At 71.6% G+C, this 26,331-nt stretch carries 22 protein-coding genes and 1 tRNA gene; 7 read left to right on the plus strand and 16 right to left on the minus strand.

The window, feature by feature from the left end; genetic code table 11:
• Window positions 1–15: 15 nt before the first annotated feature.
• The 8 genes from MUG78_RS12420 to MUG78_RS12455 form a co-directional block, all read right to left on the minus strand.
• A complete protein-coding gene (locus MUG78_RS12420; RefSeq protein WP_246995220.1) occupies window positions 16–1,110 on the minus strand; it encodes a calcium:cation antiporter in 1,095 nt (364 codons plus the stop codon).
• Window positions 1,111–1,202: 92 nt separating this feature from the next.
• Entirely contained in the window at window positions 1,203–2,171 is a 969-nt protein-coding gene (locus MUG78_RS12425) for a YihY/virulence factor BrkB family protein (RefSeq protein ID WP_246995222.1), read from the minus strand.
• A 72-nt stretch (window positions 2,172–2,243) separates the two neighbouring features.
• Window positions 2,244–2,316, minus strand: a tRNA-His gene (locus tag MUG78_RS12430).
• 100 nt (window positions 2,317–2,416) lie between these two features.
• The gene (gene orn, locus MUG78_RS12435) at window positions 2,417–3,013 is read right to left on the minus strand and encodes an oligoribonuclease (RefSeq protein ID WP_246995224.1); all 597 of its coding nucleotides are present in this window, start codon (window positions 3,011–3,013) and stop codon (window positions 2,417–2,419) included.
• A gap of 25 nt (window positions 3,014–3,038) precedes the next feature.
• On the minus strand, window positions 3,039–3,848 hold the full coding sequence (cmrA, locus tag MUG78_RS12440; RefSeq protein ID WP_246995225.1) for a mycolate reductase: 810 nt from the start codon (window positions 3,846–3,848) through the stop codon (window positions 3,039–3,041).
• A 10-nt stretch (window positions 3,849–3,858) separates the two neighbouring features.
• A complete protein-coding gene (locus tag MUG78_RS12445; RefSeq protein WP_246995227.1) occupies window positions 3,859–4,545 on the minus strand; it encodes a maleylpyruvate isomerase family mycothiol-dependent enzyme in 687 nt (228 codons plus the stop codon).
• Between the two features lie 119 nt (window positions 4,546–4,664).
• Entirely contained in the window at window positions 4,665–6,728 is a 2,064-nt protein-coding gene (locus tag MUG78_RS12450) for an NADPH-dependent 2,4-dienoyl-CoA reductase (RefSeq protein ID WP_246995229.1), read from the minus strand.
• A 77-nt stretch (window positions 6,729–6,805) separates the two neighbouring features.
• Window positions 6,806–7,357, minus strand: coding sequence for a PadR family transcriptional regulator (locus MUG78_RS12455; protein WP_246995231.1), 552 nt, complete (start codon window positions 7,355–7,357; stop codon window positions 6,806–6,808).
• A 142-nt stretch (window positions 7,358–7,499) separates the two neighbouring features.
• Between MUG78_RS12455 and MUG78_RS12460 the strand changes: the two genes are divergently transcribed.
• Entirely contained in the window at window positions 7,500–8,417 is a 918-nt protein-coding gene (locus tag MUG78_RS12460; RefSeq protein WP_246995233.1) for an SMP-30/gluconolactonase/LRE family protein, read from the plus strand.
• Window positions 8,418–8,433: 16 nt separating this feature from the next.
• On the opposite strand, the gene MUG78_RS12465 is transcribed toward MUG78_RS12460, so the two are convergent.
• From MUG78_RS12465 to MUG78_RS12475, 3 genes are read right to left on the minus strand one after another with little or no spacing between them, the layout of a single operon-like run.
• Complete coding sequence (locus MUG78_RS12465) at window positions 8,434–8,850, minus strand: molybdenum cofactor biosynthesis protein MoaE (protein ID WP_246995235.1); 417 nt, start codon at window positions 8,848–8,850, stop codon at window positions 8,434–8,436.
• Window positions 8,840–9,886: a bifunctional molybdenum cofactor biosynthesis protein MoaC/MoaB gene (gene moaCB / locus MUG78_RS12470; protein WP_308221359.1), complete on the minus strand. Its 1,047-nt coding sequence runs from the start codon at window positions 9,884–9,886 to the stop codon at window positions 8,840–8,842. Before moaCB ends, MUG78_RS12465 begins: the two co-directional genes overlap by 11 nt.
• Window positions 9,871–11,046 carry a molybdopterin molybdotransferase MoeA gene (locus tag MUG78_RS12475; RefSeq protein WP_246995237.1) on the minus strand — a complete coding sequence of 392 codons (1,176 nt, stop codon included), beginning with the start codon at window positions 11,044–11,046 and terminating at the stop codon, window positions 9,871–9,873. Before MUG78_RS12475 ends, moaCB begins: the two co-directional genes overlap by 16 nt.
• A gap of 151 nt (window positions 11,047–11,197) precedes the next feature.
• Here MUG78_RS12475 and moaA point away from each other — a divergent pair, with 151 nt between their 5' ends.
• From moaA to MUG78_RS12505, 6 genes are all read left to right on the plus strand, one after another.
• Window positions 11,198–12,292 (plus strand): GTP 3',8-cyclase MoaA, encoded by a 1,095-nt coding sequence (gene moaA / locus MUG78_RS12480; protein WP_372493215.1) that lies wholly within the window; start codon window positions 11,198–11,200, stop codon window positions 12,290–12,292.
• Entirely contained in the window at window positions 12,285–12,533 is a 249-nt protein-coding gene (locus tag MUG78_RS12485; RefSeq protein ID WP_246995240.1) for a MoaD/ThiS family protein, read from the plus strand. Before moaA ends, MUG78_RS12485 begins: the two co-directional genes overlap by 8 nt.
• Window positions 12,534–12,621: 88 nt before the next feature.
• Window positions 12,622–13,335 carry a molybdate ABC transporter substrate-binding protein gene (gene modA / locus MUG78_RS12490; protein ID WP_246995242.1) on the plus strand — a complete coding sequence of 238 codons (714 nt, stop codon included), beginning with the start codon at window positions 12,622–12,624 and terminating at the stop codon, window positions 13,333–13,335.
• Complete coding sequence (gene modB / locus MUG78_RS12495) at window positions 13,332–14,162, plus strand: molybdate ABC transporter permease subunit (RefSeq protein ID WP_246995244.1); 831 nt, start codon at window positions 13,332–13,334, stop codon at window positions 14,160–14,162. The genes modA and modB overlap by 4 nt, the downstream gene beginning before the upstream one ends.
• A gap of 156 nt (window positions 14,163–14,318) precedes the next feature.
• The gene (locus MUG78_RS12500) at window positions 14,319–15,689 is read left to right on the plus strand and encodes an MFS transporter (protein ID WP_246995246.1); all 1,371 of its coding nucleotides are present in this window, start codon (window positions 14,319–14,321) and stop codon (window positions 15,687–15,689) included.
• Window positions 15,686–16,804 carry a uroporphyrinogen-III synthase gene (locus MUG78_RS12505; protein ID WP_246995248.1) on the plus strand — a complete coding sequence of 373 codons (1,119 nt, stop codon included), beginning with the start codon at window positions 15,686–15,688 and terminating at the stop codon, window positions 16,802–16,804. The genes MUG78_RS12500 and MUG78_RS12505 overlap by 4 nt, the downstream gene beginning before the upstream one ends.
• Here the strand turns inward: MUG78_RS12505 and MUG78_RS12510 are convergent.
• The 5 genes from MUG78_RS12510 to MUG78_RS12530 all read right to left on the minus strand — a co-directional run bounded on the left by MUG78_RS12510 (window position 16,776) and on the right by MUG78_RS12530 (window position 26,221).
• Window positions 16,776–17,498 carry a sirohydrochlorin chelatase gene (locus tag MUG78_RS12510; RefSeq protein WP_246995249.1) on the minus strand — a complete coding sequence of 241 codons (723 nt, stop codon included), beginning with the start codon at window positions 17,496–17,498 and terminating at the stop codon, window positions 16,776–16,778. The two genes, MUG78_RS12505 and MUG78_RS12510, sit on opposite strands and share 29 nt — an antisense overlap.
• On the minus strand, window positions 17,495–17,950 hold the full coding sequence (gene nirD, locus MUG78_RS12515; protein WP_246995251.1) for a nitrite reductase small subunit NirD: 456 nt from the start codon (window positions 17,948–17,950) through the stop codon (window positions 17,495–17,497). The genes MUG78_RS12510 and nirD overlap by 4 nt, the downstream gene beginning before the upstream one ends.
• A 2-nt stretch (window positions 17,951–17,952) precedes the next feature.
• Window positions 17,953–20,493, minus strand: coding sequence for a nitrite reductase large subunit NirB (gene nirB / locus MUG78_RS12520; RefSeq protein ID WP_246995253.1), 2,541 nt, complete (start codon window positions 20,491–20,493; stop codon window positions 17,953–17,955).
• Window positions 20,494–20,849: 356 nt separating this feature from the next.
• The gene (locus MUG78_RS12525) at window positions 20,850–22,235 is read right to left on the minus strand and encodes a molybdopterin-binding protein (protein WP_246995255.1); all 1,386 of its coding nucleotides are present in this window, start codon (window positions 22,233–22,235) and stop codon (window positions 20,850–20,852) included.
• Between the two features lie 185 nt (window positions 22,236–22,420).
• Window positions 22,421–26,221, minus strand: coding sequence for a bifunctional nitrate reductase/sulfite reductase flavoprotein subunit alpha (locus tag MUG78_RS12530; protein ID WP_246995257.1), 3,801 nt, complete (start codon window positions 26,219–26,221; stop codon window positions 22,421–22,423).
• Window positions 26,222–26,331: the final 110 nt, after the last annotated feature.

Below are 26,331 nucleotides of genomic sequence, written 5' to 3' on the forward strand. Positions count from 1 at the left end.
CGTCCAGCTGTCCGTTCAGCCCAGCAGCACGGCCCCGTAGGCGGCGAACACCAGCAGGTGCGCCGCGCCGTGCCAGGCGGTGAGGCGGCGGGCGGTGAAGGTCACGACCGACAGCGCCAGCGACACGCCGAGCACGATCAGGTTCGCCGTCGACTCGGCGAGTACCACCGTCTGCCCGGTGACGAGGCCGATCACCAGCACCGCCGGAATGGTGAGGCCGACGGTGGAGACCAGTGCGCCGTGGCACAGATTGCTCACCCGCTGCATCTCGCCGGCCGCACCTGCGCGGATCGCGGTCAACGACTCCGGCAGGAAGACGATGGCCGCGATCAGCAGGCCGGCCAGCGGGGCGGGCGCGCCGAGCCGGCCGAGGCCGTCGTCGAGCAGGCTCGCCATGTCGTGGGACAGCAGCACGATGGGGATCGCGGTGACCACCAGGACGGTGATCCGGGTGAGGATCTCGCGGCGATTCGCGGCCCACACGTCGCTGATCGGCGGATGCGTGGGCGCCGCCGCGGCCGCCGGTTCACGGAAGGCGTCGGCGTCCGGTCCGGTCTGGCGGTACAGGAAGAAGGCATACAGCCCGAGGGTGCCGACCGCGACCACAATCGCCTGCGACGTCGAGTAGGCGCCGTCGTCGCCGATCGCCTTCGGTAGCGCGAAGGCCACCGCGGTGAGCGCCACCAGCAGGCCGAGGTAGACGCCGATGCCGCGCCGATTCGCGGTGAGGCGGCCGTGCTGTCGGACGCCGCCGACCACCAGCGCGGCGCCGACGACGAGGTTCAGGATGATCATCGACACGGCCATCACCGAGTCCCGGGCGATCGTGGGATGCTCGCCCGGCCCCAGGAGGATCGCCGAGATCAGTACCACCTCGATCAGCACGATGGACAGGGTGAGGATCAGCGTGCCGTAGGGATCGCCGAGCCGGTGGGCGAGCGCCTCGGCCTGGGTCACCACGCCGAAGGCGGCGACCACGATGACGGCGACGATGGCGATCAGGGCGGTGATCAGGATCGGTGCGGGCGTCGGCGTGGCGAGGAGATCGCCGGAGAGCGCGAGCGCGACGAAGGCGCCCCAGCCGAGCACGATGCGTGCGAGGTCTTTCACGAGTGGGTCCACTCCGGGCGGGGTCGTCCCCGCGAGGAAGGAGGCGGCCGGGTCGTCCCGGTCGGCGTGCGCGCTGCGAACGCCCCGCCAGCTTAGGGCTTGGAGCGCGGATTATCGAACGTGACCTCGATGGTCTCGAAGCCCTTCTGCCGCTGGGCCTGTGCGAGTTGCCGGTAGGCCTTCTCGTCGCCCTCGGTCAGGTCGACGTTGTCGGTGAACGGCGTGAGCAGGGCGCGCGGGTACAGCTTGTCCACGCGGACGGCGTTGACCTCCAGGCAGATCACCACCAGCGCGGCGGCCAGATAGATGAAGGCGATGAGCCCGAGGACCATCGCGAAGACGCCGTTGATCTTCTCGGTGCGGGCGATCACGTGCTCGATGTAGTAGCCGCCGAAGTGCTCGAGCAGCTGCCAGCCTGCGGCGGCGATCACGGCGCCGGGCAGCACGTCGAGCACGCCGACCTTGCGCGCCGTGCCGAAGATGAAGGCGAAGACGAAGACTACGAGGGCCAGCGTGAACGTGCCGACGCGGGTGAACAGGTCGCCGAGGCCGGTCACGTCGAACGACGCGGCCACGATGCTGATCGCGACGAGGGCGACCATCGACAGCCCCACGGTGAACAGCAGGACCAGTCCCCGCAGGCGGACCTTGATCGGGTTGGGTCGGCTGTTGCGCGGGACGTCCCAGACGGCGTTCATCGCGTTCTGCGAAGCGACGGCGACGCCGAGGCCACCGTAGAGCGCGCCGATCAGGCCGATGAGGACCGCGGTGGTGCCGCCGCTGAGGGCCGCCGGGTCGTTCAGCTGCCCGCCGATCACCGGGATCTCGCTCATCGTCGAGCTCACGATCTGGTCGCGCAGGCCGGGATTGTTCTCCAGGAGGAAGCCCAGAATCGTGGTGAACAGCAGCAGCAGCGGAAACAACGACACGAAGCCGTAGTAGGTGATCAATGCTGCGAGGTAGCCGCCCTGATCGTCGAAGAACTTGTAGGCGACCGCGAGCGGGAACCCGGTCTTGGGGTAGCGCCGGTGAAAGCGGTCCAGACGTTCGACGACGGACAACAGACCTCCTCGGCACACCGATGCGAGTGAGGCCCCGAGCTGCCGGACGGCAGGCTCAGGGCCTCATTTCGGGGTGAGTGACGGGACTCGAACCCGCGACAGCCAGGATCACAACCTGGTGCTCTACCAACTGAACTACACTCACCATCGGGATCTTCGGCTTCGCTTGCGCGTTGCTTGCCGATCCAGGGCCTTACTCTAGCCGCAAACTCCGGTGAACTCCAATTGACTTACCTCGGTGTTGTTTACGCAGGTCCGAGGTCTGCGACGGCGGCGGTCAGTGCGTCGGCGTCCGGTCCGGGCTCCGGCACGAAGGCCACTTTCCGGTAGTAGCGGAGCTCGCGGATCGACTCACGGATGTCGGCGAGGGCGCGATGCGCCAGCCCCTTCTCCGGCTGGCCGAAGTAGATCGCCGGGAACCACCGCCGGCACAGCTCCTTGATGGAGCTGACGTCGATCATCCGGTAGTGCAGGAAGTTGTTCAGTTCCGGCATGTCGCGGGCCAGGAAGGCGCGGTCGGTGGCGATCGAGTTGCCGGCCAGCGGCACCCCGCCGCCGGGGACGTGTTCCCGCAGGTATGCCAGCACCATCTGTTCGGCTTCGGCCACGGTGACCGTCGAACGACGCACTTCCTCGGTGAGACCGGACGCGGCGTGCATCTTGACCACCACCGGCGGCATGGCCGCAAGGGCGGCGTCGCCTGCGTGGATCACCACGTCGACGCCGTCGCCGAGGATGTTCAAGTCGCTGTCGGTCACCAGGGCGGCGATTTCGATGAGTTTGTCGGTGCCGGTGTCCAGCCCGGTCATCTCGCAGTCGATCCAGACCAGTTTGTCTTCCACGGTTCTCGACTGTATCCCTCGGCGACTACTCGGCGTCGCCCAGCTTCGCGTAGAAGGTGCCGACGATGGGCGCGACGATGGCGCGCGGGCTGTAGCCGCCGGCCACCGACATGGCCTTCGACAGTGCGCCGGGGACGACGCGCATCTTGTTGCGCGCCAACGCATCCAGGCTCATCTCGGCGACGCGCTGGGAGGAGTGCCACAGGAAGTCGGGGACCATCTTGTCGACGATGGATTCCTCGTCCGCGCTCGGCGTCTGGGTGCGCACCGGGCCGGGCGCCAGCAACGTCACGTGCACGCCGGTGCCGGCGAGCTCGCCGCGCAGCGACTCGCTGAAGGTGTTCACGAACGCCTTGGTGGCGGCGTAGGTGGCGTTGTTCGGGATCGGCATGTTGCCGGCCGCGGAGCCGACCATCAGGATGCCGCCCGCGCCGCGCGCCACCATCTGCGGCAGTACGGCGAGCGTGAGGTCGTGCACGGCGTTGACGTTGAGCAGCACCTGTGCCTGCTCGTAGTCCGGGTCCAGGTCGACGAGGGCGCCGAAGGTGGCGATGCCGGCGTTGTTGCACAGGACGGAGACTTCGCGCGTCTTCAGGTCCTCGCACAGGGCTGCGGTCGCGGCGGCGTCGGACAGGTCGGTGGCGCGCACCTCCACCTCGACCCCGCAGCGCCGACGCAGTTCGCCGGCCAGCTCGTCGAGGATCTCGCCGCGGCGGGCGACCAGGATCAGCGAGTGTCCGCGGTCGGCGAGCACGCAGGCCAATGCCATGCCGATGCCGGAGGAGGCGCCGGTGACGACGGCGCGAGCGGAGGGGGTCGGTGCGGGAAGAGCCATGCGCCAGATCCTAATGGCTGGTCGGCGTTCCTCGACGATCGAGCAGTTCCACCGGCCCGGAGAGCAGGTCGGCGGCGGCCGGTCGGCCGGCGAGCGCCAGCAGCAGGTGCGTCATCCTTCCGGTGACGAGTTCGCCCGCGCCCCACGACCATTCGGTGTCGACGGCGACCAGGTGCACGCCGCGCGGCGGTGGACGCAGCCGCACCACCGGCCGCTGGTTGAGTGCCAGCACCCGGTTGGCCGCCGCCGCGGCGGCTCTTGCGCGGGAGCCGGAGGTCGCCGTCGGCGTCGGTTCCGGGAGTTCGCGCCCGAGGGGTAGGCAGATGTCCTGGGTGTGGACGAGGACGTCGATCAGCGGCTCCCGGATCGACACGAACGGCGCGGTCCGCCGACTGCCGACCATGCCGCGCAAGCGGGCGACGATCTCGGTGTGATCGGCGGGCAGCGCGATCGCCGACTCGCGGATCGACGCGTTGAACGAGAAGCGGGTCTTCAGTAGCCACGGCATGAGGTCGCGCAGGCGTGCATGCGCCATCGTGAGGTGGGCGGCGACGTCGCGCACCCGCCATCCGGCGCACAGCGAGTCGGTGTTCCAGGAGTCGTCGTCGAGGTCGGCGAGGAAGTCGGCCAACATCGCGCGTTCGGCGTCGATGTGCCACCAGATCTGATCGGCGGTGAAGGCGGTGTCAGTATTCATGACGACCTCGAATCCGGTCGGTGCTCCTGACTGAATTCTACCGCCGTGGGTGCATGCCGCGGCGCCCGCTGACCGATCCGTTCGGGTCGGTCAAGCGGGCGCGCCGGGAGCGGGTCGGATCAGGGGAGTCCGGCGGCCACTTCGGTGCCCTGACGGATGGCCCGCTTGGCGTCGAGCTCGGAGGCCAGGTCGGCGCCGCCGATCACGTGGGTGGTGACGCCCGCGAGGGTCAGCGGATCGACGAGGTCGCGCACCGACTCCTGTCCGGCGCAGACCACCACGTTGTCCACCTCGAGGATCCGCTTGCCGGTCTCGTTGCCCTCCTTGTCGTGCAGGGTCAGGTGCAGGCCGGCGTCGTCGATCTTGTCGTAGACGGCGCCCGAGATCTGCTCGACGCCCTTCATCTTCACGGTGGCGCGGTGCACCCAGCCGGAGGTCTTGCCGAGCGTCTTGCCCTGACCGCCGGGCTTGCGCTGGACCATGTAGACCTGACGAACGGCAGGCAGCGGACGCGGCTTGGTGACGAAGCCGGGGGTGTCGAGGTCGTCGGTGACGCCCCACTCCTGCTCCCATTCCTTCAGGTTCAGGGTGGGGGAGTCGTCGACGGTGAGGAACTCGGTGACGTCGAAGCCGATGCCGCCGGCACCCATGACGGCGACGCGCTTACCCACCTCGCGGCGACCGAGCACGGCGTCGGCGTACGACATCACCATCGGATGATCGATACCGTCGATGTCCGGCACACGCGGGGTCACACCGGTCGCGATGATCACCTGGTCGAAGCCGCCCGCGATGATCTCGTCGGCGGTGACGCGGGTGCCCAGGTGCACGGTCACCTGATTGATCTCGAGCTGCCGGTTGTAGTACCGGATGGTCTCGTTGAACTCCTCCTTGCCGGGGATGCGTGCGGCGATGGAGAACTGGCCGCCGATCGCGTCGCCGGCCTCGTACAGGTCCACGCGATGTCCGCGCTGGGCGGCCGAGACCGCGGCCGACAGCCCGGCCGGTCCGGCGCCGATCACGGCGACGCGCTTGGCGTGGCGCGTCTGGCCCAGCGTCAGCACCGTCTCGCGGCCGGCGCGCGGGTTCAGTAGGCAGGAGACCTTCTTGCCCACGAACGCGTGGTCCAGGCAGGCCTGGTTGCAGCCGATGCAGGTGTTGATCTCGTCCGCGCGGCCCTGTTCGGCCTTGTTGACGAAGTCCGGGTCGGCCAGCAGCGGGCGGGCCATCGACACGGCGTCGACCTTGCCGTTCTCCAGGATCTCCTCCGCGAACTCGGGGGTGTTGATCCGGTTCGAGGCGATCAGCGGGATATCGACGACGTCGCGCAGCCGCTCGGTGAACTTCACGAAGGCGCCGCGCGGCACCGAGGTGACGATGGTCGGGACCTGCGCCTCGTGCCAGCCGATGTCGGTGTTGATGGCGTCGACGCCGAGTTCCTCGACCCGCTGGGCGAGCAGGGCGATCTCGTCGAACGTCTGGCCGCCGGTGACGAAGTCGGCCACCGACTGGCGCAGGATCACCGGGAAATCGCGCGGGGTCTGCTTGCGCACCTCCTTGACGATCTCGATCAGGAAGCGCTGGCGGTTCTCGGTGGAGCCGCCCCAGCGGTCGGTGCGGTCGTTGGTGCGCGGGCACAGGAACTGGTTGATCAGATAGCCCTCGCCGCCCATCAGCTCGACGGCGTCGTAGCCGGCGCGGCGGGCCAGCTTGGCGGCCTCGCCGAAGGTGCGGATGACGTGCTTGATCATCTGATCGGTCATCTTCATGTGCTTGAACGGGTGGATCGGCGACGGCTCGCTGCCGGCCGCCACCTTGATCGGGGTGTAGCCGTAGCGGCCCGCGTGGATGATCTGCAGGGCGATCTTGCCCCCCTCGGCGTGCACGGCCTTGGTGAACTCGCGGTGGCGCAGCACGTCGGCGTGGTTGGTCATCTTGCCGGCGAACGGCAGCAGCAGGCCGGTGCGCGTCGGGGAGAAGCCGCCGGTGATGATCAGGCCCACGCCGCCGCGGGCGCGTTCGGCGTAGTAGGCCGCGAGCTTCGGGGTGTCCCAGATGCGGTCTTCCAGGCCGGTGTGCATCGAACCCATGACGACGCGGTTCGGCAGGGTCATACCGCCGATCTGCAGCGGCTCGAAGAGCTTGGGGTAGTGGGCGTTAGGGGCGCTGGTCGGGGCTGACATGGCGACCTTTCTTGATCGGGGCGGACACCTCGGGCGAGGCGCTCGCTGGGCTGGGGTCGGGGTGCGCGGGGCGCGGGTCAGTGCTCGTTGTCGAGTTCGCGTTGCAGACCGGCGATGGTCTCGTCGCACCAGTCGACGGTGGCTTGCGAGGCGCGGACTCCGCCGCGCAGCACCAGGTACTGGTGCAGTTTGCGGCCGGTCAGGGCATCCGGGTCCGGGTAGTAGTCCCGTTCGAAGCCGCGGTACAGCTGGAGCTGGGCGTCCGCCTCGTCCCGGTGCGCCTTGAGTTCGCCGAGGATGCGGGCGAGGTCGCCGAATTCGGCGGCCCGGAGCTTCACTCCGAGGTCGCTGCGGAGCGGGACCAACGCGGTGGGGCTCTCGACCCACGACGTCAGCAGGGCCCGTCCAGCGTCGGACAGCGTGTAGACCTTCTTGTCCGGGCGGCCGTCCTGCACCACCGATTCGAAGGTCACCAGGCCGTCGGCGTCGAGCTTCTTGAGGGTCCGGTAGATCTGCTGGTGGGTGGCCGACCAGAAGTAACCGATCGAACGCTGGAACTGCTGTCCGATCTCGTATCCCGTCCCGGGGCGCTCGGCCAACGACACCAGGATGGCGTGTTCAAGTGCCATGCCTGAAATCTACGCCTGCACCTACGCACTATGCAACAGTGACACTATGAATCAAGGTGAATAGGCACCAGGGTTCGTATCGTCGACCGAACAGGACCAACGGCCCGAGCGAGCGCAGGCCGATCCTGATATGACTGACACCGTGACTTCTTTTCGCCGCATCGCCCTCCCCGGAAACGGCCCCGAGGACGTGGTCTGTCTGCCGGACGGACGCGTGGCAGCCGGCCTGGACGACGGTCGGCTCGTCGCCGTGACTCCCGCGACCGGCGCGGTCGAGGTGCTCGCCGACACCGCCGGGCACCTCCTCGGTCTGGAAGTACTGCCCGACGGTTCGCTCCTGCTCTGCGATCACGACTTCGGGCTCATGCATCTGGAGGGCGGCCGCGGTCGGCCCTCGGTGCTGGTCGACACCGTCGACGATCGGCCGCTGCACTTCGCCAGCAACGTGGTCTCCGCGGCTGACGGCACCGCCTACTTCACCGCGTCGTCGCAGCGCTTCCGGATCGATCAGTGGCGCAGCGACATCATCGAGCACAGCGGCAGCGGCCGGTTGATCCGACGCACCCCGGATGGCGAGGTGGTGGTGCTGCTCGACGACCTCCAGTTCGCCAACGGCGTGGTCCTGGCGCCGGACGAGTCGTACCTGCTGGTCGCCGAGACGGGGGCCTCGCGGATCACCCGCTATCACCTGACCGGCGAGCAGGCCGGTGAGGTGGACGTCCTGCTCGACGATCTGCCCGGCTACCCGGACAACCTGTCGATCGGCTCCGACGGGCTGGTCTGGTGTGCCCTGGCGTCGCCGCGAAATCCCTTGCTGGAGAAGATCTTCCGCCTCCCGCCGCGGGCACGACGGGTGCTGGCGCGGGTACCCGAGGGGCTCGGCCCCTCGCCCGAGGACGTGGTGTGGGTGATCGCCTTCGACTTCGACGGCACCGTGGTGCACGACGTGAAGCCGGCCGACGTCGACTACACCTTCGTGACCAGCGTCGCCGAGCGCGACGGCGTGCTGTACTTCGGCACCATCGTCGACAACGCGATCGGCGTCTACGCGCTCAACTGAGCCGGTCGGTCGGCGATCAGGGGCGGCAGGCGTCGACCCAGGCGGTGTCGCCGTCGACGTAGCTCTCGAACTTCCAGATCGGGACCTGGGTCTTGATCTCGTCGATCACCCGCGAGCAGACCGCGAAGGCGGCGCCGCGATGCGGGGCGGCCACGGCCACCACCACGGCGAGGTCGCCGATCGCGAGGTCGCCGATGCGGTGCTGGGCGGCGATCCGGACGTCATCGGTGCGGTGGCGTGCGAGGAGTTCCTGCAGGAACCGGTCCGCCCGCGGGTGGGCCTCATATCGCAGCGCGCGCACGGCCCGGCCGCCGTGGTGATCGCGGACGACGCCGGTGAAGGTCACCAGGGCGCCGTCGGCGTCGGTCCGTACGCGGTTCTCGCAGACGCGCGGATCGAGCGGATGCTCGACGATGTCGGATTCAGTCGCCATGTCCTGCGCCTTTCGCCAGGTCCACCAGGTGGTGCAGGAGCGGTGTGAGCACCTCCAGGCCGTCAGCCACGCCGCCCGGTGAGCCGGGCAGGTTCACCACGAAGGTGCCGCCCGCCAGCCCTGCGCGCCCACGACTGAGCGCGGCCAACGGCGTGGCCGCCCGGCCCCTGTCGCGGATCGCCTCGGCGATGCCGGGCAGTTCGGTGGTCAGCGTCGCCGCGGTGCCCTCGGGCACCAGGTCGTCGGCCGTCGGGCCGGTGCCGCCGGTGGTGATCACGACGGCCGGGGCGGTGGTGAGCACGCTGCGCAGCGCGCCGGCGAAGTCGACGTCGGCCACCACGACCACCGGATCGGGGGTGAAGCCCTGCTCGATGAGCCATTCCGCGATCCGCCCGCCGGTCCGATCGGTGCGTTCGCCGGCGGCGACGCCGGTGGAGGCGACGATGACGACGGCGCGGTCGGTGGGGTGCAGTGCGACGCGGCCCGGCGGCGGCGGGGGCGTGGCCTGTGCGGAGTGGGTGGCACGGGTCCAGCGTCCGTGCCGTCCACCGGTCTTCTCCACGAGGGCGACGTCGGTGAGCGTGGCTGCCGGGTCGAGGGCTTTGACCATGTCGTGCAGGGTGAGGCCGGCGACGGCGACCGCGGTCAGCGCCTCCATCTCGACGCCCGTCTTGCCGGTGGTGGTGGCGGTGGCGCTGATGACGATGTGGTCGCCTTCCAGCGCGAAGTCGACGGCCACCTTGGACAGCGGCAGCGGATGGCACAGCGGAATGAGGTCCGAGGTGCGCTTGGCGCCCTGAATGCCCGCGATGCGGGCGGTGGCCAGGACGTCGCCCTTGGCCACGCCGCCGCCGCGGATCGCATCGATCACCAGCGCGGTGGTGGCGAAGGTGCCGCGCGCCAGGGCGGTGCGCTTGGTGACGGCCTTGTCCGAGACGTCGACCATCGCGGCCGTGCCGTCGGCGCGCAGGTGCGTCAGGCCGCCCGGATGGGGCGGTTCAGGTGTCGCGTCGGGTGCGGTCAGGTCAGCGGCCACGTAGTCACCTCCGTGCCTGCGGCCAGTTCGGTCGCGTCGGTCTCGATCTCGATGAGCAGGTCCGCGGCGGCCGCGGTGACCGCCAGATGACTGCCCGGTCCGCCGACGGGGGAGACGGTGCCGTCGGGGTTGCGCACGCCCCGCAGGAACTGGGTCTTGCCCGGCGCCGAGGCCACCTTGCGTGCCAGAGGCGCGGTGCTCGGCTCGACCGGGGGGAGCCCGGTGACCGCGCGGAGCGCGTCGCGGAGCAGCACTTCGAAGGACACCAGGATGCTGACCGGGTTGCCGGGGAAGCAGCAGACCGGCGTGTCCTTCCAGGTGGCCAGACCCTGCGGGCCGCCCGGCTGCATCGCGATCGGCCCGAACCAGCCGTGGTCGCCGAGCAACTGCCGGACCGGCTCCCGCTCGCCCATCGAGACGCCCCCGGAGGTCAGGACGAGGTCGGCGTCGATGCACGCGGCGGTGAGGATGGTTTCGAAGTCGCCGTCGTCGCGCGCTGCGGCCACGAAGGTCACCTGCGCGCCGTGCTTCGCCGACAACGACTGCAGCACAAGGGAATTGGACTCGAAGATCTGTCCGGGCTCGGGCTTCTGGCCGGGGCGGATCAGTTCACTGCCGGTGGAGATCACCGCGACCGTCGGTCGACGATGCACCTCGATCGTCGGCACGCCGCTGGCGGCCAGCGCACCGAGGTGGCGCGGTCCGAGGCGGGTGCCGGCGGCGACCACCAGGTCGCCGACGGCCACATCGTCGCCCGCTCGGCGGACGAAGGCGCCGGGCTCGGGACGGTGCTGAAAGCGGACTGCGCCGTCGGCCTCGTCGGACTGCTCCACCGGGATCACCGCGTCGGCGCGGCGCGGCAGCGGCGCGCCGGTCATGATGGCCATCGCGGTGCCGCCCTGCAGCGTGCGGGATTTGGCGTCGCCGGCGAAGATCCGTCCCCGGACGGGCAGCGGCTGGCCGACGGTCACGTCGGCGGCGCGGACGGCGAACCCGTCCATCGCGGAATTGTCGAACAGCGGCAGCGTGTACGGGGCGCGGACGATGCGGCTGGTCACTCGATCGAGCCCGGAGGTCACCGGGATGGTCTCGGTGCGGGCCAGTCCGGCCACGTGGGCCGCCACCTCGGTGCGGTGGTCGGCGATAGGTCTGCGCTTCACAGGCCTAACCCTAGTGTCAACCCCCAATCGTCGAGGCGGTAGACACGGAAGGCGGCACCCCCACCCATCGGCGGCCCTCCCCACCGAAGGCGGCATTCCCGGCGGCCGCCTTCGGGGCGGACTGCCGCCTGTGTGGGCCGGTGCCGCCTCCATGAGTGGGCTCGTCGTGCTCGGCGTCGGGACCCCTTCGACGAGCGCAGGAACCGGCGACCCGACGACTGCTAGCCTCGCAACTATGACCGGGTTGCAGCCGCAGACCTCAGCCGTCCTGGTGGACGGGCTGGGCAGGCGGGCACGCGATCTGCGGATTTCGCTGACCCAGGCCTGCAATCTGCGGTGCCGGTACTGCATGCCCGAGCAGGGGCTGCCGATCATGCCGCGCGAGGAACTGCTCTCGGCCGACGAAGTGATCCGGCTGGTCGGCGTGGCCGTCGACGACCTGGGCATCGGTGAAGTCCGGCTGACCGGTGGCGAACCGCTCATCCGCCGGGACCTGGAGCACCTCATCGAGGGGATTCGCACCCGCCATCCGGAGCTCCCGGTCGCCCTGACCACCAACGGGCTCGGCCTGGAGCATCGCGCGCACGCGCTTGCGGCAGCGGGACTGTCGCGGATCAACGTCTCCCTGGACACCGTCGACCGGGAACTGTTCGCGACCATCACCCGCCGCGACCGTCTGCCCGACGTGATCGCCGGGATCGACGCGGCCGTCGCCGCGGGGCTGGCGCCGGTCAAGATCAACGCCGTGGCCCTCCGCGAGAACCTGCCGCACGCCGCCGATCTGCTGCAGTGGTGCCTGGACCGCGGGCTGCAACTGCGCTTCATCGAATCCATGCCGCTCGACGCCGAAGGCACCTGGCGCCGCGACGAGTACGTGACCGCGGCCGAGATGCTGGCGGTGCTCGGCGAACGCTTCGACCTGACCGCCATCGACCGCGAAGACGTCGGGGCGCCGGCCGAACGATGGCGCGTCGGCGACGGTCCGGGCACGGTCGGGGTGATCGCCTCGATGACCCGCTCGTTCTGCGGCGCCTGCGACCGCACCCGCATCACCGCCGAGGGACGCGTGCGCCCGTGCCTGTTCTCCGACGACGAGATCGACTTGCGTGCCATTCTGCGCGGCGGGGGCGACGACGCCGACCTGGCCGCAGCCTGGCGGGAGGTCACCTGGCGCAAGTCGCCCGGGCACCTGCCCGCCGACGTCCTGACCCACCCGCGTCGCCCGATGGGAGCTATCGGTGGCTGAGACCATCACCGTCAACTACTTCGCCGGTCTCGTGGACCGCACCGGCTGTGCGCGCGAGCAGTTCGCACTCGACACGCTGACCGTCGGCGCGCTGCGCGCGGCGGTCGCCGAGCGTCACGGCAGCGCGACCGGGGAACTCGTCGACCACTGCTCGGTGCTCGACGGCGACGACCTCCTGCGCGACGATGCCGCGGCGATCGGCACCGAGGTGGATCTGCTTCCGCCGTTCGCCGGTGGCTAACCGCTCGACCTCTCGGGAGGAACGAAAGATGCAGCTGTCCAACCGCTTTCGAGCCACCAGCGTTCGACCCCGGAGATTTCGGCGGGGGATGGTGGTGCTGGCGGCGGCGGTGCTGGGGTTGACGGCGCTCGCCGGCTGCTCGAGCGACGACCCCGGACAGATCCGGGTGGTGGCCGCGGCCTCGCTGGTGGACGTGATGGAACCGCTGTCGGCCGCCTACAGCGACGAGCACGACGGCGCGCAGGTGCAGGTGGACGCGGCCGCCTCGTCGGCACTGGTGCAACGACTCCGCTCGGGCGCCGACGCCGACGTGCTGATCACCGCCGACACCGCCACCATGGATCGCGCCGTGGACGACGGCCTCGCCACCGACCCGGTGGTGGTCGCCACCAACAAACTCGTGATCGTGGTGCCCGCCGGCAATCCCGGTGAGGTGACCGGTCTGGAGGCCTTCACGCAGGCCGGCACGCGCACGGTGATCTGCGCCGCCGAGGTGCCCTGCGGCCGGGCCGCGGAGAAGGCCCTCGGCGCGATCGGCGGCACCCCGCAGCCGATGACCCGCGCCGTGGACGTCCGCGCCGCCCTGGGGGCAGTGACCAGCGGGGAGGCGAACGCCGCGCTGGTCTACGAGACCGACGCGCGCTCGGCCGGCGACAAGGTCGACGTGGTGGAGTTCCCGAATGCCCCGGTCAATCAGTACCCGGCCGCCGCGGTGACCGACGAGGGGCAGGAGTTCGTCGACCTCCTGGTCTCGCCTCGCGGCCGGGAGATCCTCGCGGACGCGGGCTTCGGCCTGCCGTGAGTGCGCCACGCTCCGAGGGATCGACGCCGGGTCGCCCGGCGTCGGGCGGCACGCTGCCGCGCGCGATCTCCGGAGTCGGGGTGCTGGGACTGGTGGTCCTGGTAGGACCGCTGATCGCGCTGGCCTGGGCCGCGCCGTGGAGCCGTATGTGGACGCTGCTCACCGAACCCGCGGCGCTGCAAGCCCTCGGTCTCTCGGTGGCCGGTGCGTCGTTGGCGACCCTGTTGGCGCTGGCCCTGGGGGTGCCGTTGGCCGCGGTCCTGGCCTCCGGCGTGATCCGCCCGGTCCGGCTGGTACGACTGCTGGTGGTGGTCCCGATGGTGATGCCGCCGGTGGTGATCGGCGTGGCGCTGCTGACGCTGCTGGGCCGGCGCGGGCTGGTGGGGCAGTACCTCGACGACTGGTTCGACTGGACGCCCACCTACACCTTCGCGGCGGTGGTGATCGCCCAGCTCGTCGTCGCGATGCCGTTTCTGGTGGTGAGCGTGGAGGCGGCGCTGCGCAGCCGCAACCTCGACGCCGAGGAAGCGGCGTACACCCTCGGTGCGAGCCGGATGACCACCTTCTGGTGGATCACGGTGCCGGAGATCCGGGCCGGGATCGGCGCGGGCGCCATCATGTGCTTCGCCCGCGCGCTCGGTGAATTCGGCGCCACCGTGACCTTCGCGGGGAACGTCGAAGGGGTCACGCAGACGATGCCGCTGGCCATCTATCTGTCGCTGCAGCGCGACGACGAGTCGGCCATCGCCATGGCCGTCGGCCTGGTGGTGCTCAGCCTGCTGGTGCTGATCGGCATGCGCGGGCGCTGGCTGCCCGCCCTGAACTGAACCGTACTGCTGAGCCGTTCTCACAGGCGCCCGCCGCCCGGCGAGAGAACCTGATTACCGGGCGGAGACCCACCCGGCACGCCCCGGGAAAGTTCGGTTCGTACGCTCGCAGGAGCCTGACAGGGGTCAGCGCGGTAGGGCGAGGAGAATACGTTGGTGCACAAGAGATCTCACACGATCACCGACTGGGATCCGGAGGACCTCGAGGCGTGGGAGGCCGGGGGAGCGCGGGTGGCCCGCCGGAACCTGATCTGGTCCGTGGTGGCCGAGCACGTCGGCTTCTCCGTCTGGTCGCTGTGGTCGGTGATGGTGCTGTTCATGCCGACCGACGTCTACGGCATCACCCTCGGCGACAAGTTCCTGATCGGCGCCGTCGCGACGCTCAGCGGCGCCCTGCTGCGGCTCCCGTACACCATGGCCACCACCCGATTCGGCGGCCGCAACTGGACGGTCTTCTCCGCCTTCGTGCTGCTGATCCCGGTCGCGGCCACCATCGTGCTGCTGGCGAATCCGGGCCAGCCGCTGTGGATGTACCTGCTGTGCGCGGCGCTGACCGGCCTGGGCGGCGGCAACTTCGCATCGTCGATGACCAACATCAACGCCTTCTACCCGCAGCGACTCAAGGGGTGGGCGCTCGGCCTCAACGCCGGCGGCGGCAACCTCGGGGTGCCCGCGGTGCAGCTGCTCGGGCTGCTGGTGATCGCCTGGGCCGGCGACCGCCAGCCGTACTGGGTGTGTGCGTTCTATCTGGTGGCGCTGGTGATCGCCGGTATCGGGGCGGCGCTGTTCATGGACAATCTCGACGGCCCCGGCGTGGACCTGGCCGCCATGCGCGCGGCCGTGCGCAACCGGCACACCTGGACCATCTCGCTGCTGTACATCGGCACCTTCGGTTCGTTCATCGGCTTCTCGTTCGCCTTCGGCCAGATGTTGGCGCTCAACTTCGCCGCCGACGGCCAGTCGGTCGCGGAGGCGTCGCTGCACGCCGCTCAGATCGCCTTCGTCGGACCGCTGCTCGGTTCGCTCAGCCGAGTCTGGGGCGGCCGCCTCGCCGACCGCTTCGGCGGCAGCGCCGTGACCCTCGTGGTCTTCGTCGGGATGATCGCTGGCGCCGCTGTGCTGATCGCCGGCGGCACCTCCATCGCCGCCTGCGCGGTCGGCTTCGTGGTGCTGTTCGTGCTCTCCGGGATGGGCAACGGATCGGTGTACAAGATCATCCCGTCGGTGTTCGACGCCGCAGCCCGCGCGCTGCCGCTCGACGAAGCGGGCAAGGCCGCCTACTCGCGTTCGATGTCCGGTGCGGTGATCGGTATCGCCGGCGCCGTCGGCGGCCTCGGCGGCGTCGGGATCAACCTGGTGCTGCGCCAGTCCTACGCGGCCACCGGCGCGGCGACCTGGGCCTTTGTGATCTTCGCCGTGTTCTACGCGGTGGCCGCGGTGATCACCTGGCGGGTGTACCTGGCCGTCCCGCGTGAGCGCGGCGGCGCACCGGAGGCCGCCCCGACGTCTGCGACACTTGCTTCATGACCAACTCAGAGCAGCCGTTGACCGGCTTCACGGTGGCCGTCACCGCAGCGCGCCGCGCCGAAGAGTTCACCGCTCTTCTGGCGCGGCGCGGCGCGCGTGTGGTCGGCGCCGCCGCGATCACGATGGTCCCGCTGCCCGACGACGCGGCGCTGCGCGCGTCGACCGAAGAACTGCTGGCGCAGCCGCCGGACATGCTGATCGCCACCACCGGCATCGGTTTCCGCGGCTGGATCGAGGCGGCCGACGGGTGGGGACTGGCCGAGGACCTGCTGGCCGTCCTCGCGCGCGCCCGGGTGATCTCCCGCGGCCCCAAACCCACCGGCGCGCTGCGGGCGGCCGGGCTCCGCGAGGAGTGGTCACCGGAGTCGGAATCCTCCGCCGAAGTCCTCGACCACCTGCGCGGCGAGGACCTGACCGGACTGCGGGTCGCGGTGCAACTGCACGGCGCCTCCGACGACTGGGACCCGAATCCCGAGTTCCTGCCCGGCCTGGCCGCGCTCGGCGCCGACGTGGTGGGGGTTCCGGTGTACCGCTGGAAGACGCCCGACGATCCGACCGCACTCGACGCGCTGATCTCCGACATCGCCACCGGCGCGGTGGACGCGGTGACCTTCACCTCGGCCCCGGCCGTGGCCTCGATGCTCGGGCGCGCCGACGAGCTGGGACTCACGCCATCGCTGCGGCAGGCGCTGCTCACGCGCGTCGAGGTCTACTGCGTCGGTCCGGTGACGGCGGCGCCGCTCGTCCGCATCGGGGTGCCGTCGGTGGCTCCCGAGCGCATGCGACTGGGCGCCCTGGCCCGTCTGGTGGCCGACGATCTGCCCGTCCGTCGTCCGGAACTGCAGGTCGCCGGACACACGCTCGGCGTCCGGGCCGCGAGTGCGGTGGTCGACGGCGAGGCGTGCGAGGTCTCGGCCACCGGCCTGGCGCTGCTCAAGGCGTTGGCGGCGCAGCCCGGTCAGGTGCGCTCGCGCGAGGAGCTGCTGGCTCTGCTGCCGGCAGCGGGCGATGACGCCCACGCGGTGGAGGTGGCCATCGGCCGCCTGCGCTCCGCGTTGGGCGTCCGCGAACTGATCGCGACCGTCGTCAAGCGGGGATATCGACTCGCGCTCTGACCGCGCGCACGCGATCGCAGGCGAGACCGACGACGCGGGGATGCAGGCCCAACGGGGCCGCGACCACCTCCGCGTCGGTCTGCGCCAGGCGCTGCTGAAACAGCCCCGGCGCCAACAGATACGACGCCACCGCCACCCGTCGGCCGCGGCCCCGCGCGGCCCGAACGGCTTCGGCCACGCCGGGGTGCGCCGCCCCGTCGGCGGGCGGCGCGGCGAAACCCACCGTCACGTCGGCGCCCAGGATCTCGCCCAGGTGCCCCGCGGTGCGGTCCACGTCGGCGACGGCCAGCGGGTCCGAGGAGCCGGCCGCGGCGAGCACGATCGCGTCGTCTTCTCGCGCGCCGGCCGCTCGCAGACGCAGGGCGAGCACGGCCGCGAGATCGGGCGACGGCCCCAGCGCCGGCGTGAGCGCGGCCGCCGGATGGCCTGCGGCGTCCACGTGCGCGGGCAGGTCGACGCGGACGTGATAGCCGCGCGCCAGGAAGGCCGGCACCACCGTCACCGGTGCCGCGCCGGACTCCGCGTGCTCGTCGTCGAGCCGTCGGAGCACCTCCGTCGGCGACGGACCGAGCACGTCGACGAAGGCCGCGTGCACCGGCTCGTGCAGGCGCGCGGACATCGCCGCCGCGAGGTCGCCGATGAGGGCGACCCCGCGCGGATTGCGGGTGCCGTGGGCCACCAGGACGGTGGTCATCGGAGCGTCCGATCGCGCAGCGCCTGCTCCGGTCGTTCGTCGTCGGCGTCGGCCACGACGGGCACCGGCCGATAGGCGAAGCGCACCTCGGGGGAGTTCGCGACGAAGACCGTGCCGTCGAGCCCGATGCGCGTGCCGTACACCGGCACCGAGACGCCCTCGGCGTCCAGACACCGGCCGTCGATCAGGCTGAAGGCCTGCTTCTTGAGCGGGGAGTGCACCACCGGGAAACCGTTGCGGTCGCCGACGATGCCGCGCGACAGCACCGCCGCCCGACCCAGCGGATCGATGTTCCCGACGGCTTTGAGTCGGTCGTCGGCCAGCCGGAACAGCGCCACCTGGGCGCCGTCGGGCAGCAGCACGGCCACGCCGCGCAGCGGCTCGAGGGCCTCCAGCGGGCAGGCCGCCGTCCAGTCACGACTCCACCGGTGCAGATCGAAGGCGAGCGACATGATCAGACTCCCTTCTCAGAAGCAGGCAGGGGGCGAACGGTCGGCTGGCCGAGCAGCACCGGCACCTTACGGCCGTGGTTCTCACCGAAGCTCACCGTCGGGTCGGGCGCCTCGGGGGCGTTCACGAAGGACACGAAGCGGGCCAGCTTCGCCGGATCGTCGAGCACGCCCTTCCACTCGCACGAGTAGCTGTCGACGTGCCGGGCCATCGCCGCCTCGAAGTCGGCGGCCAGCCCGAGGGCGTCGTCGACCACTACCTCGCGCAGGCGATCGAGCCCGCCGTCGAGCTCGTCGAGCCACGGCGCGGTGCGCTGCAGTCGGTCCGCGGTGCGGATGTAGTACATGAGGAAGCGGTCGATGTACCGGATCAGGGTGGCGGTGTCCAGGTCGCCGGCCAGCAGCTGCGCGTGCTTGGGGGTCATGCCGCCGTTGCCGCAGACGTACAGGTTCCAGCCGGCCTCGGTGGCGATGACCCCGACGTCCTTGCCGCGGGCCTCGGCGCATTCGCGCGCGCACCCGGAGACGCCCATCTTCAACTTGTGCGGCGACCGCAGCCCGCGGTAACGCAGTTCCAGGTCGACGGCCAGCTGCACCGAGTCCTGCTGACCGTAGCGGCACCAGTCCGAGCCGACGCAGCTCTTCACGGTGCGCAGCGACTTGCCGTAGGCCTGTCCGGATTCCATGCCGCCGTCGACCAGTCGCCGCCAGATCAGCGGCAGCTGCTCCACGCGGGCGCCGAACAGGTCGATGCGCTGGCCGCCGGTGATCTTGGTGTACAGGTCGAAGTCGCGGGCGATCTCGCCGATCAGGATCAGCTGTTCGGCGGTGATGTCGCCGCCGGGCACCCGCGGCACCACCGAGTAGGTGCCGTTGCGCTGGATGTTCGCCAGGAAGGCGTCGTTGGTGTCCTGCAGGGTGGCCTGCTCGCCGCCGAGGATGTGGTCGGAGCCGGTCGACGCCAGGATCGACGCGACCGTCGGCTTGCAGATGTCGCAGCCGGTGCCGGTGCCGAACCGGCCGATGAGCCCGGAGAAGGTCCGCACGTCGCTGGCCAGGACCAGCTCGAACAGTTCGGCGCGGGACGCGGTGAAGTGCTCGCACAGCGACCGCGACTGCACCACGCCCGACTCGTCGAGGATCTTCGACAGCAGCGGCACGCACGAACCGCACGACGTTCCGGCGCCCGTGCACTTCTTCAGATCGGCCACCGTGCACGCGCCGTCGGCGACGGCCGCGCACAGGGCGCCCTTGCTGACGTCGTTGCAGGAGCAGATCTGGGCGTCGTCGCCGAGCGCCGAAAGACCCAGCGCCCCCGCCGAATCCGAGGTGGGCGAGATGAGGCTCACCGGATCGCCGGGCACGGTGGAGCCGACCAGCGGGCGCAGCATGCCGTAGGCGCTCGCGTCGCCGACCAGCACGCCGCCGAGCAGGATGCCGGCGTCGTCCGACAGCACCAGCTTGGCGTAGGTGCCGCCCACCGGGTCGGAGACCACCACGCTGAGGGCGCCCGGTGAGGTGCCGAGGGCGTCGCCGAAGCTCGCGACTTCGACGCCGAGCAGCTTGAGCTTGGTCGACAGGTCCGCGCCGGGGAAGGTCGCGTCGCCGCCGACGAGACGATCGGCCACCACCTCGGCGGTGGCGTAGCCGGGGCCGACGAGTCCGTAGCAGCGGCCGTCGATCGCGGCGACCTCGCCGATCGCGTAGATCGACGGGTCGCTGGTGACGCCGGTGCCGTCGGTGCGGACGCCGCCGCGTTCGGCCACGACCAGCCCCGCCGCGCGAGCCAGCTCGTCGCGGGGGCGGACGCCGGCGGCGAAGACCACCAGTCCGGCGTCCACCGCGGTGCCGTCGGACAGTGCGACGCGCACCCCGCCGTCGTCGCGGGTCTCGATGCTCTCGGTGGCCACGCCCAGGCTCAGCGTGATGCCGAGCTCGCCGATCATCCGCGCCAGGTGCTCGCCGCCGCCGGCGTCCACCTGGTTCGGCATGAGACGCGGGTTGTATTCGACGACGTGCGGGGTGAGGCCGAGCCGGCGCAGAGCGTCGGCCGCCTCGAGGCCGAGGAGGCCGCCGCCGATCACCACGCCGACCGCCGCGCTGTCGCGGGCCAGCGCCGCAGCGGCGTCGGCGGCGAGGTCGTCGAGGTCGTCGAGGGTGCGGTACACGTGGCGGTGCGGCCCGGAGTGGCCGGGGACCGGCGGTACGAAGGCCGATGATCCGGTGGCGAGCACCAGGGTGTCGTAGGCCAGCTGCTCGCCGTCCTCGGTGACGACGCGGCGGGCCTGCCGGTCGATGGCGGCCACGCGGGTCCCGACGTGCAGTGCCACGCCGGGGTCGTCGCCGAATCGGTTGTCCGGCAAGGCGAGTGCGGCGCGGTCCCAGGTGCCGACATAGCTCGAGAGCGCCACGCGGTCGTACGCGGGATCGCTCTCCTCACCGGCGATCACCACCCGGAACCGCTGCTCCGGGTCGCGGGTGCGCAGCGCCTGAACGAAGCGGTGACCGACCATTCCGTGGCCCACCACGAGGACTGTTCGTTGCATGAGATCTGCCTTTCCTGGCCGTGTGGAATCACGGTAGGAACGGCGTGTTGCCCGGATTCTGCTGCGATGTGGCCGCCCGATCACATCGAACGCACAACCGGGGCTACGGCGGTGTGCGCAGGGGGTGTGCGCGGGGGTGTGCGCAGGGGGTGTGCGCAGGCGGTGCGCCCGGTCAGGACAGGCGCTGCACGCCCGCGGCGGACTGGTGGGCGGATCAGCGCGAGGCCGCGGTGACCGATGGCCGACGCGAGGTGACCGGTGCCGCGACCGGCGGTGGCCACCCAGCGGCCGGCGCCGTCCGGCTCCACCGGGAGCACCCGCCACCGGGTCGCGCACGCGCAACTCGTCGGACGCGGTCAGGTCCAGGACCTCGGGCGGGCGGGCGCGCGGGCCAGCAGGGCGTCGGTGATCGCGGGCACCAGCACGGCGGTCCCGGCCACCGCGGCGAGCGGATTGCCGCCCAGGCCCAGAAGCACTGTGCCGCTGGGCATTCGAGCCACGAGGAGGGAACCGCCCGGCCGCAGGCGGATGCCGTCGACCAGCAGTTCGGCGTCCTCGGCGGCCAGTGCCGCGCGGAGGTGATCGGCCACCCCGTGCCCGGTCGCACCGATCACCACGATCAGGTCGGCGGGCGCGGTGAGCGCGGCGCGGAAGGCGCCGACGGTGTCGGCGAGGTGGCCGCCCGCGGTGGTCTCGACCCCGGCGTCGTGCAGCAGTGCGGTGACCGGACCGGATGCGGCGTCGGCGATGGTGCCGTAGGGCAGCGGCTGCGCGCCCGAGCAGTCGGCGACGATCTCGTCGCCGGAGGTGTGCAGGCGGGCGCACACCGGCCCCCGGACCGTCAGCTCCAGCACGCGGGCCGCGCGGGCCACCGACCGGACGGCGGCGTCGGCGTCGTACCCGGCCGGGGCCAGAGCGGCGCCGGCAGGCCACGCGCTGCCCGCGCGCCGGGTGTCGTCCCGGCCCGCCGAGGTCTCGGTGAGCCGGTCGCCGTCGAGGACGGTCTCCTCGTGGCGGAGTGCGCGGGCGGCCCCGGCAGGCAGGGCGGCGCCGGTGGCGATCCGCGCGGCCTGTCCGTCGGCCAACGCCGCGGTGTCGATGTGGCCGGCCGCGCGCGGAGCATCGATCAGTCGCCAGGGGCCGGGCCCGGCCACCGCGAAGCCGTCCATGGCGGAGGCGTCGAACGGCGGGAAGGGTTCGGCGGCGAGCAGCGGCGCCGCGAGCACCGTGCCCGCGGTGTCCTCGGCGGCCTTGACCACGGCCGGTAGCGGCGGCAGCGCGCTGCGGACGATGGCGCGCGCGGCGATCGGGTCGGGGCCGACGGCCGCGCGGCGACGCGCGTGATCCAGCTCGGCGGGCGTGTCGATGTCCGCGGTGCCGGCGATCGCCCGGAAGACGGCCCCGGCCGGGAGGAGACTGCGCACCGAGGCGCCGGGCGCCGCCGCGCGGACGGCCGCCAGGGCGCGAGAAGTCCACGCGCCCAACAGATATTGCGCATGCCCGCCTTCGTCGGTGGCGAACACGGCCGGGGCCTCGTCCGCATCGAGGGCGCCCAGCAACTCGCCGACCTGACCGGCCGTGGCCTCCGGCAGGTCGCTCGCCAGCACCACGACGGGCACGTCGGTGCGGCCCGCGGCGTCGAGGGCGGCGAGGCCGGCCGCGATCGCCGCGACCGGTCCGGCGTACGGCGGCTCTTCGCGCGCGGTGAGCACCTGCGGGGGCAGCCGCCGGTCCGGTCCCACCACCACGATGTTGCGGGCGCCGGTGACGGCGTCGAGCGCGATGTCGATCAGGCGGCGGCCGCCGACCGATGCGGCGGGTTGTCGGCACCGGCCAGGCGGCGGGCCCGGCCGCCGGCCAGGACGATGGCGTCGAACACGGGCTGCGTCACGGTCACCGCCCGACCATACGACGCCGGTGGGCTCGGTCAGTAGACATCGCGCACGTAGCGCTTCTCGGCGCCGAGCGCGGTGACGAAGGCATCGGCGGCGGCCGGGGCCAGTCGGCCCTGCTCGGCGACGATGCGGCGCAGGGCCACGTCCACGTCGCGGGCCATGCGGGTCGCGTCGCCGCACACGTAGACGTACGCGCCGCGCTGCAGCCACGACCAGACGTGCCCGGCGTTCGCGAGAAGTATGTCCTGCACGTAGATCTTCTCGGCCTGGTCGCGGGAGAACGCGGTGTCCAGCCGGGTCAGCAGGTCCGACTCGAGGAAGCCGGTGAGCTCGTCGCGGTAGTAGAAGTCGGTGGCGCGGTGCTGTTCGCCGAAGAGCAGCCAGTTGTCCCCGGACGCGCCGGTCGCCGCCCGATGCTGCAGGAACCCGCGGAACGGTGCGACGCCGGTACCCGGGCCGATCATCAGCATCGGCGCCGCGGTCTCCGTCGGCGGCGCGAAGCTGCGGTTGGGGGCCACGAAGATCGAGTACTCGGCCGCACCCGGGACGCCTGCGGCGAGGTACGACGAACAGACACCCGCGCGCCGCCCGTGTACGCCGTCGAACCCGACCACCGAGACGGTCGTCTCCACCCGCCCCGGATCCACCGCCGGACTCGACGAGATCGAGTACAGGCGCGGCGCCAGCCGACGCAGCACGGCCAGCCAGTCGGCGACCGACGCGGTGATCGGGTAGTCGGCGAGCAGGTCGACGGCCTGCCGGTTCCACGACCAGTCGGCGAGGCGAGCCGGGTGCTCGACCAGGTCGGCCAGCGCGGCGTCGGGGTGGCGGGCGTTGATCATGCGCACGAGGTCGACGGTGATCCGGGTGATGTCGTAGTGCTCGATGAGCGCCTGCGTCAACGAGACCTCGGCGCCGTCGATCTCGACGAGCGTCGTCCCGTCTTGCGTGACCCTGTCGAGCCCGGTTGCTGCCAGCCACTGCGCCACGGTGTCGGCGCTGTTGCGCGGCCACACGCCCAGCGCGTCCCCCGGCTCGTAGGTCAGGGTGTGGGGCGGTAGCTCGAAAGCGAAGCGGCGCACCTGTTTCGCCGATCCGGGCGCCGACAGCAGGTCGTTGGCGACGAGGCGGGCGCGCAGGGGAGCGGCCCGCGAGTAGGTCCCGGCGGCGGCCGGCGGCGCGGGCGTCGCGGTGAGTCGCTCGGTGCTGACCCCGAACGCCGCGCGCACGGCGGCCAGCCACGTGTCGGCGGGCGCGGTGGAGTCGGGTTCGCACGAGAGCCGCCGGGTGAGACGCTGCGCCTGCAGGTGGGCGAGACGTCCGTCGAGCTTGCGGGCGAAGCCGCAGAAGTCGGCGTACGACGAGTCGCCGAAGCCGAGCACCGCGTACCGCAGGTCGATCACCTGCTCGGCGGTGGCCGCGCCCAACGCATCCCAGAGCGCGAGCGCGTCGTCGGGCGCATCGCCGTCGCCGGTGGTGGCCACCACGAACAGCACGTCGCCCCACAGGTCGTCGAGACCGATGCGGTCGGCGCAGGCCAGTACCACCGGGCGAGGGTCGGCGCGCAGCGTCTGCGCGCAGTGCTCGGCGTAGGCCTGGGCGGTGCCGGTGGTCGACGACCACACCACGAGCACCCGATCGGCGGGCGGTGATGCGTCGTCCGGTGCCGATGTCGCGGTCTCCGCCGGCACGGCGACCGGGGCCGCGTCGATCGGGGCCGCGCTGACCGAGACCGCGCAGAGCTTGAACTCGGGCTGCAGGGAGTCGGCGTCGACGGCATCGCTGGTGACGGCGTTGATCGCCTGCAGCTCGCCGCTCCAGTGCATCGGGACGAAGCACAGTCCGGGGGAGATCGCGTCGGTGAGCTGGGCGGGCAGGCGCACGGCGCCGCGGCGGGAGGCGACGTCGACTGGTGCGCCGGGCCCGATGCCCAGTGCCGCGGCGTCGTCGGGGTGCAGCTGCACGAACGGGTGCGGATTCAGCTTCTCCAGCTTCGGCACACGCGCGGTTTTGGTGCGCGTGTGCCACTGGTGTGCGAGCCGTCCGGTGGTCAGCAGCAGCGGGTAGTCGTCGTCGGGCGCCTGCGTCGCAGGCAGATCGGGGCGCGCGAGGAACCGCGCCCGCCCGGACGAGGTGGGGAAGACCGGGCGCACCGTGCCGTCGTCGCCCGGGTGCAGATAGCGGATCGGGTTGCGGTCCGCGCCGCCGGGCGCGACCGGCCACTGCACGGGTCCGTCGGCCAACCGCGCGTGGTCGGCCCCGCGCACATCCCACCCGGTGCGCGGGTTGACGAAGCCGGCGAGTTCGTCGAAGACCGCGGCGGCGTCGTCGAAGGCGAAGGCATCGCCGAAGCCCATCGCGGTGGCCACCCCGGCGATGAGCTGCCAGTCCGGCCGCGCCTGACCCGGGGCGGGCACCGCGGGCGCGCAGAGGCTGAGCGAGCGCTCGGAGTTCACCATCACGCCGGCCGCCTCGGTCCACAGCGCGGCCGGGAGCACCGCGTCGGCGTAGGCCGCCGTCTCCACATCGGTGTAGACGTCTTGCACCACCACGAATTCGGCCTGCTCCAGGGCGCGGATCACCGTGTCCCGGTTGGCCACCGACACCACCGGGTTGGTGCAGATGATCCACACCGCCTTCACGACACCCGCGGCCAACTGCTCGAACAGGTCGACGGTGCCGCCGCCGGCGACGTCCGGAATCGTGTCGGCGGGCAGCCCCCAAAGTGCCTCGACGTCGGCGCGGTCGCGGGCATCGAGCGCGGAACGCTGGCCCGGCAGGCCCGGTCCCAAATAGCCCATCTCGCGTCCGCCCATCGCGTTCGGCTGACCGGTCAGCGAGAACGGGCCGCTGCCGGTGCGGCAGATCGCCCCCGTCGCCAGATGCAGATTGCAGAGGGCGTTGGTGTGCCAGGTGCCGCGCACCGACTGGTTCAGGCCCATGGTCCACAGGCTCGTCCAGTCGCCGGCTTCGGCGATCATCGTCGCGGCCCGCTCCAGGTCGGCCACCGACAGACCGGTGCGGGCGGCCACCCTCTCGACCGGATAGTCGCCCAGCAGCGCGAGTAGTTCCGGCCAGCCCTCGGTGTGCGCGGCGATGAAGTCGTCGTCGACGGCACCGGCCTCCACCAGCAGCCGCAGCAGACCGTTCAGTAGCGCCAGATCGGTGCCCGGCCGGACCGCCAGGTGCAGGTCGGCCTTGGCGGCCGTCGCGGTCCGTCGCGGATCCACCACGATGAGCGTCGCCCCGGCCTTGACCCGGTCCATCATCCGCAGGAACAGGATCGGGTGGCAGTCGGCCATGTTGGCGCCGATCACCAGGAACAGGTCGGCGTGGTCGAGGTCGTCGTAGCTGCCCGGCGGCCCGTCGGCGCCCAGCGACTGCTTGTATCCGGTCGCCGCACTGGCCATGCACAGCCGGGAGTTCGACTCGATCAACGGCGTCCGCAGATAGCCCTTGGCCAGCTTGTTCGCCAGGTACTGCGCTTCGATCGACATCTGCCCGGACACGTACAGCGCCACCGCGTCGGGGCCGTGGGCGGCGCGGAGCTCGGTGAACCGACGGGCCACGCGGACGATCTCGTCGTCCACGTCGACCGGCGTCAGCGGATCGGCCCGGTTCGACCGGGACCATGCGGTCCTCAGTCGGCCGGGGGCCCGCAGCAGGTCCACGGTGGTCGCGCCCTTGGTGCACAGCCGACCGCGGTTGGCCGGATGGGTCGGGGTGCCCGTCGACGCGGTCACGGCGTCGTCGACGACGGTCAGCGTGAGACCGCAGCCGACGCCGCAGTACCCGCAGACCGTCGCCACGGTGCGCTCCTCGGTGCTCGTCATGGCACCAGGCTGTCGCGGCGGTGTTACGCATCGGCGGGCCCGGCCGTTACCCGCCGATCACGGCGACCTCACCGTCGCTCGCGGCGGTGTGTGCGGACGCGACCTCGACG

Source organism: Gordonia alkaliphila, assembly GCF_023017165.1.
Classification (GTDB): Bacteria; Actinomycetota; Actinomycetes; order Mycobacteriales; family Mycobacteriaceae; genus Gordonia; species Gordonia alkaliphila.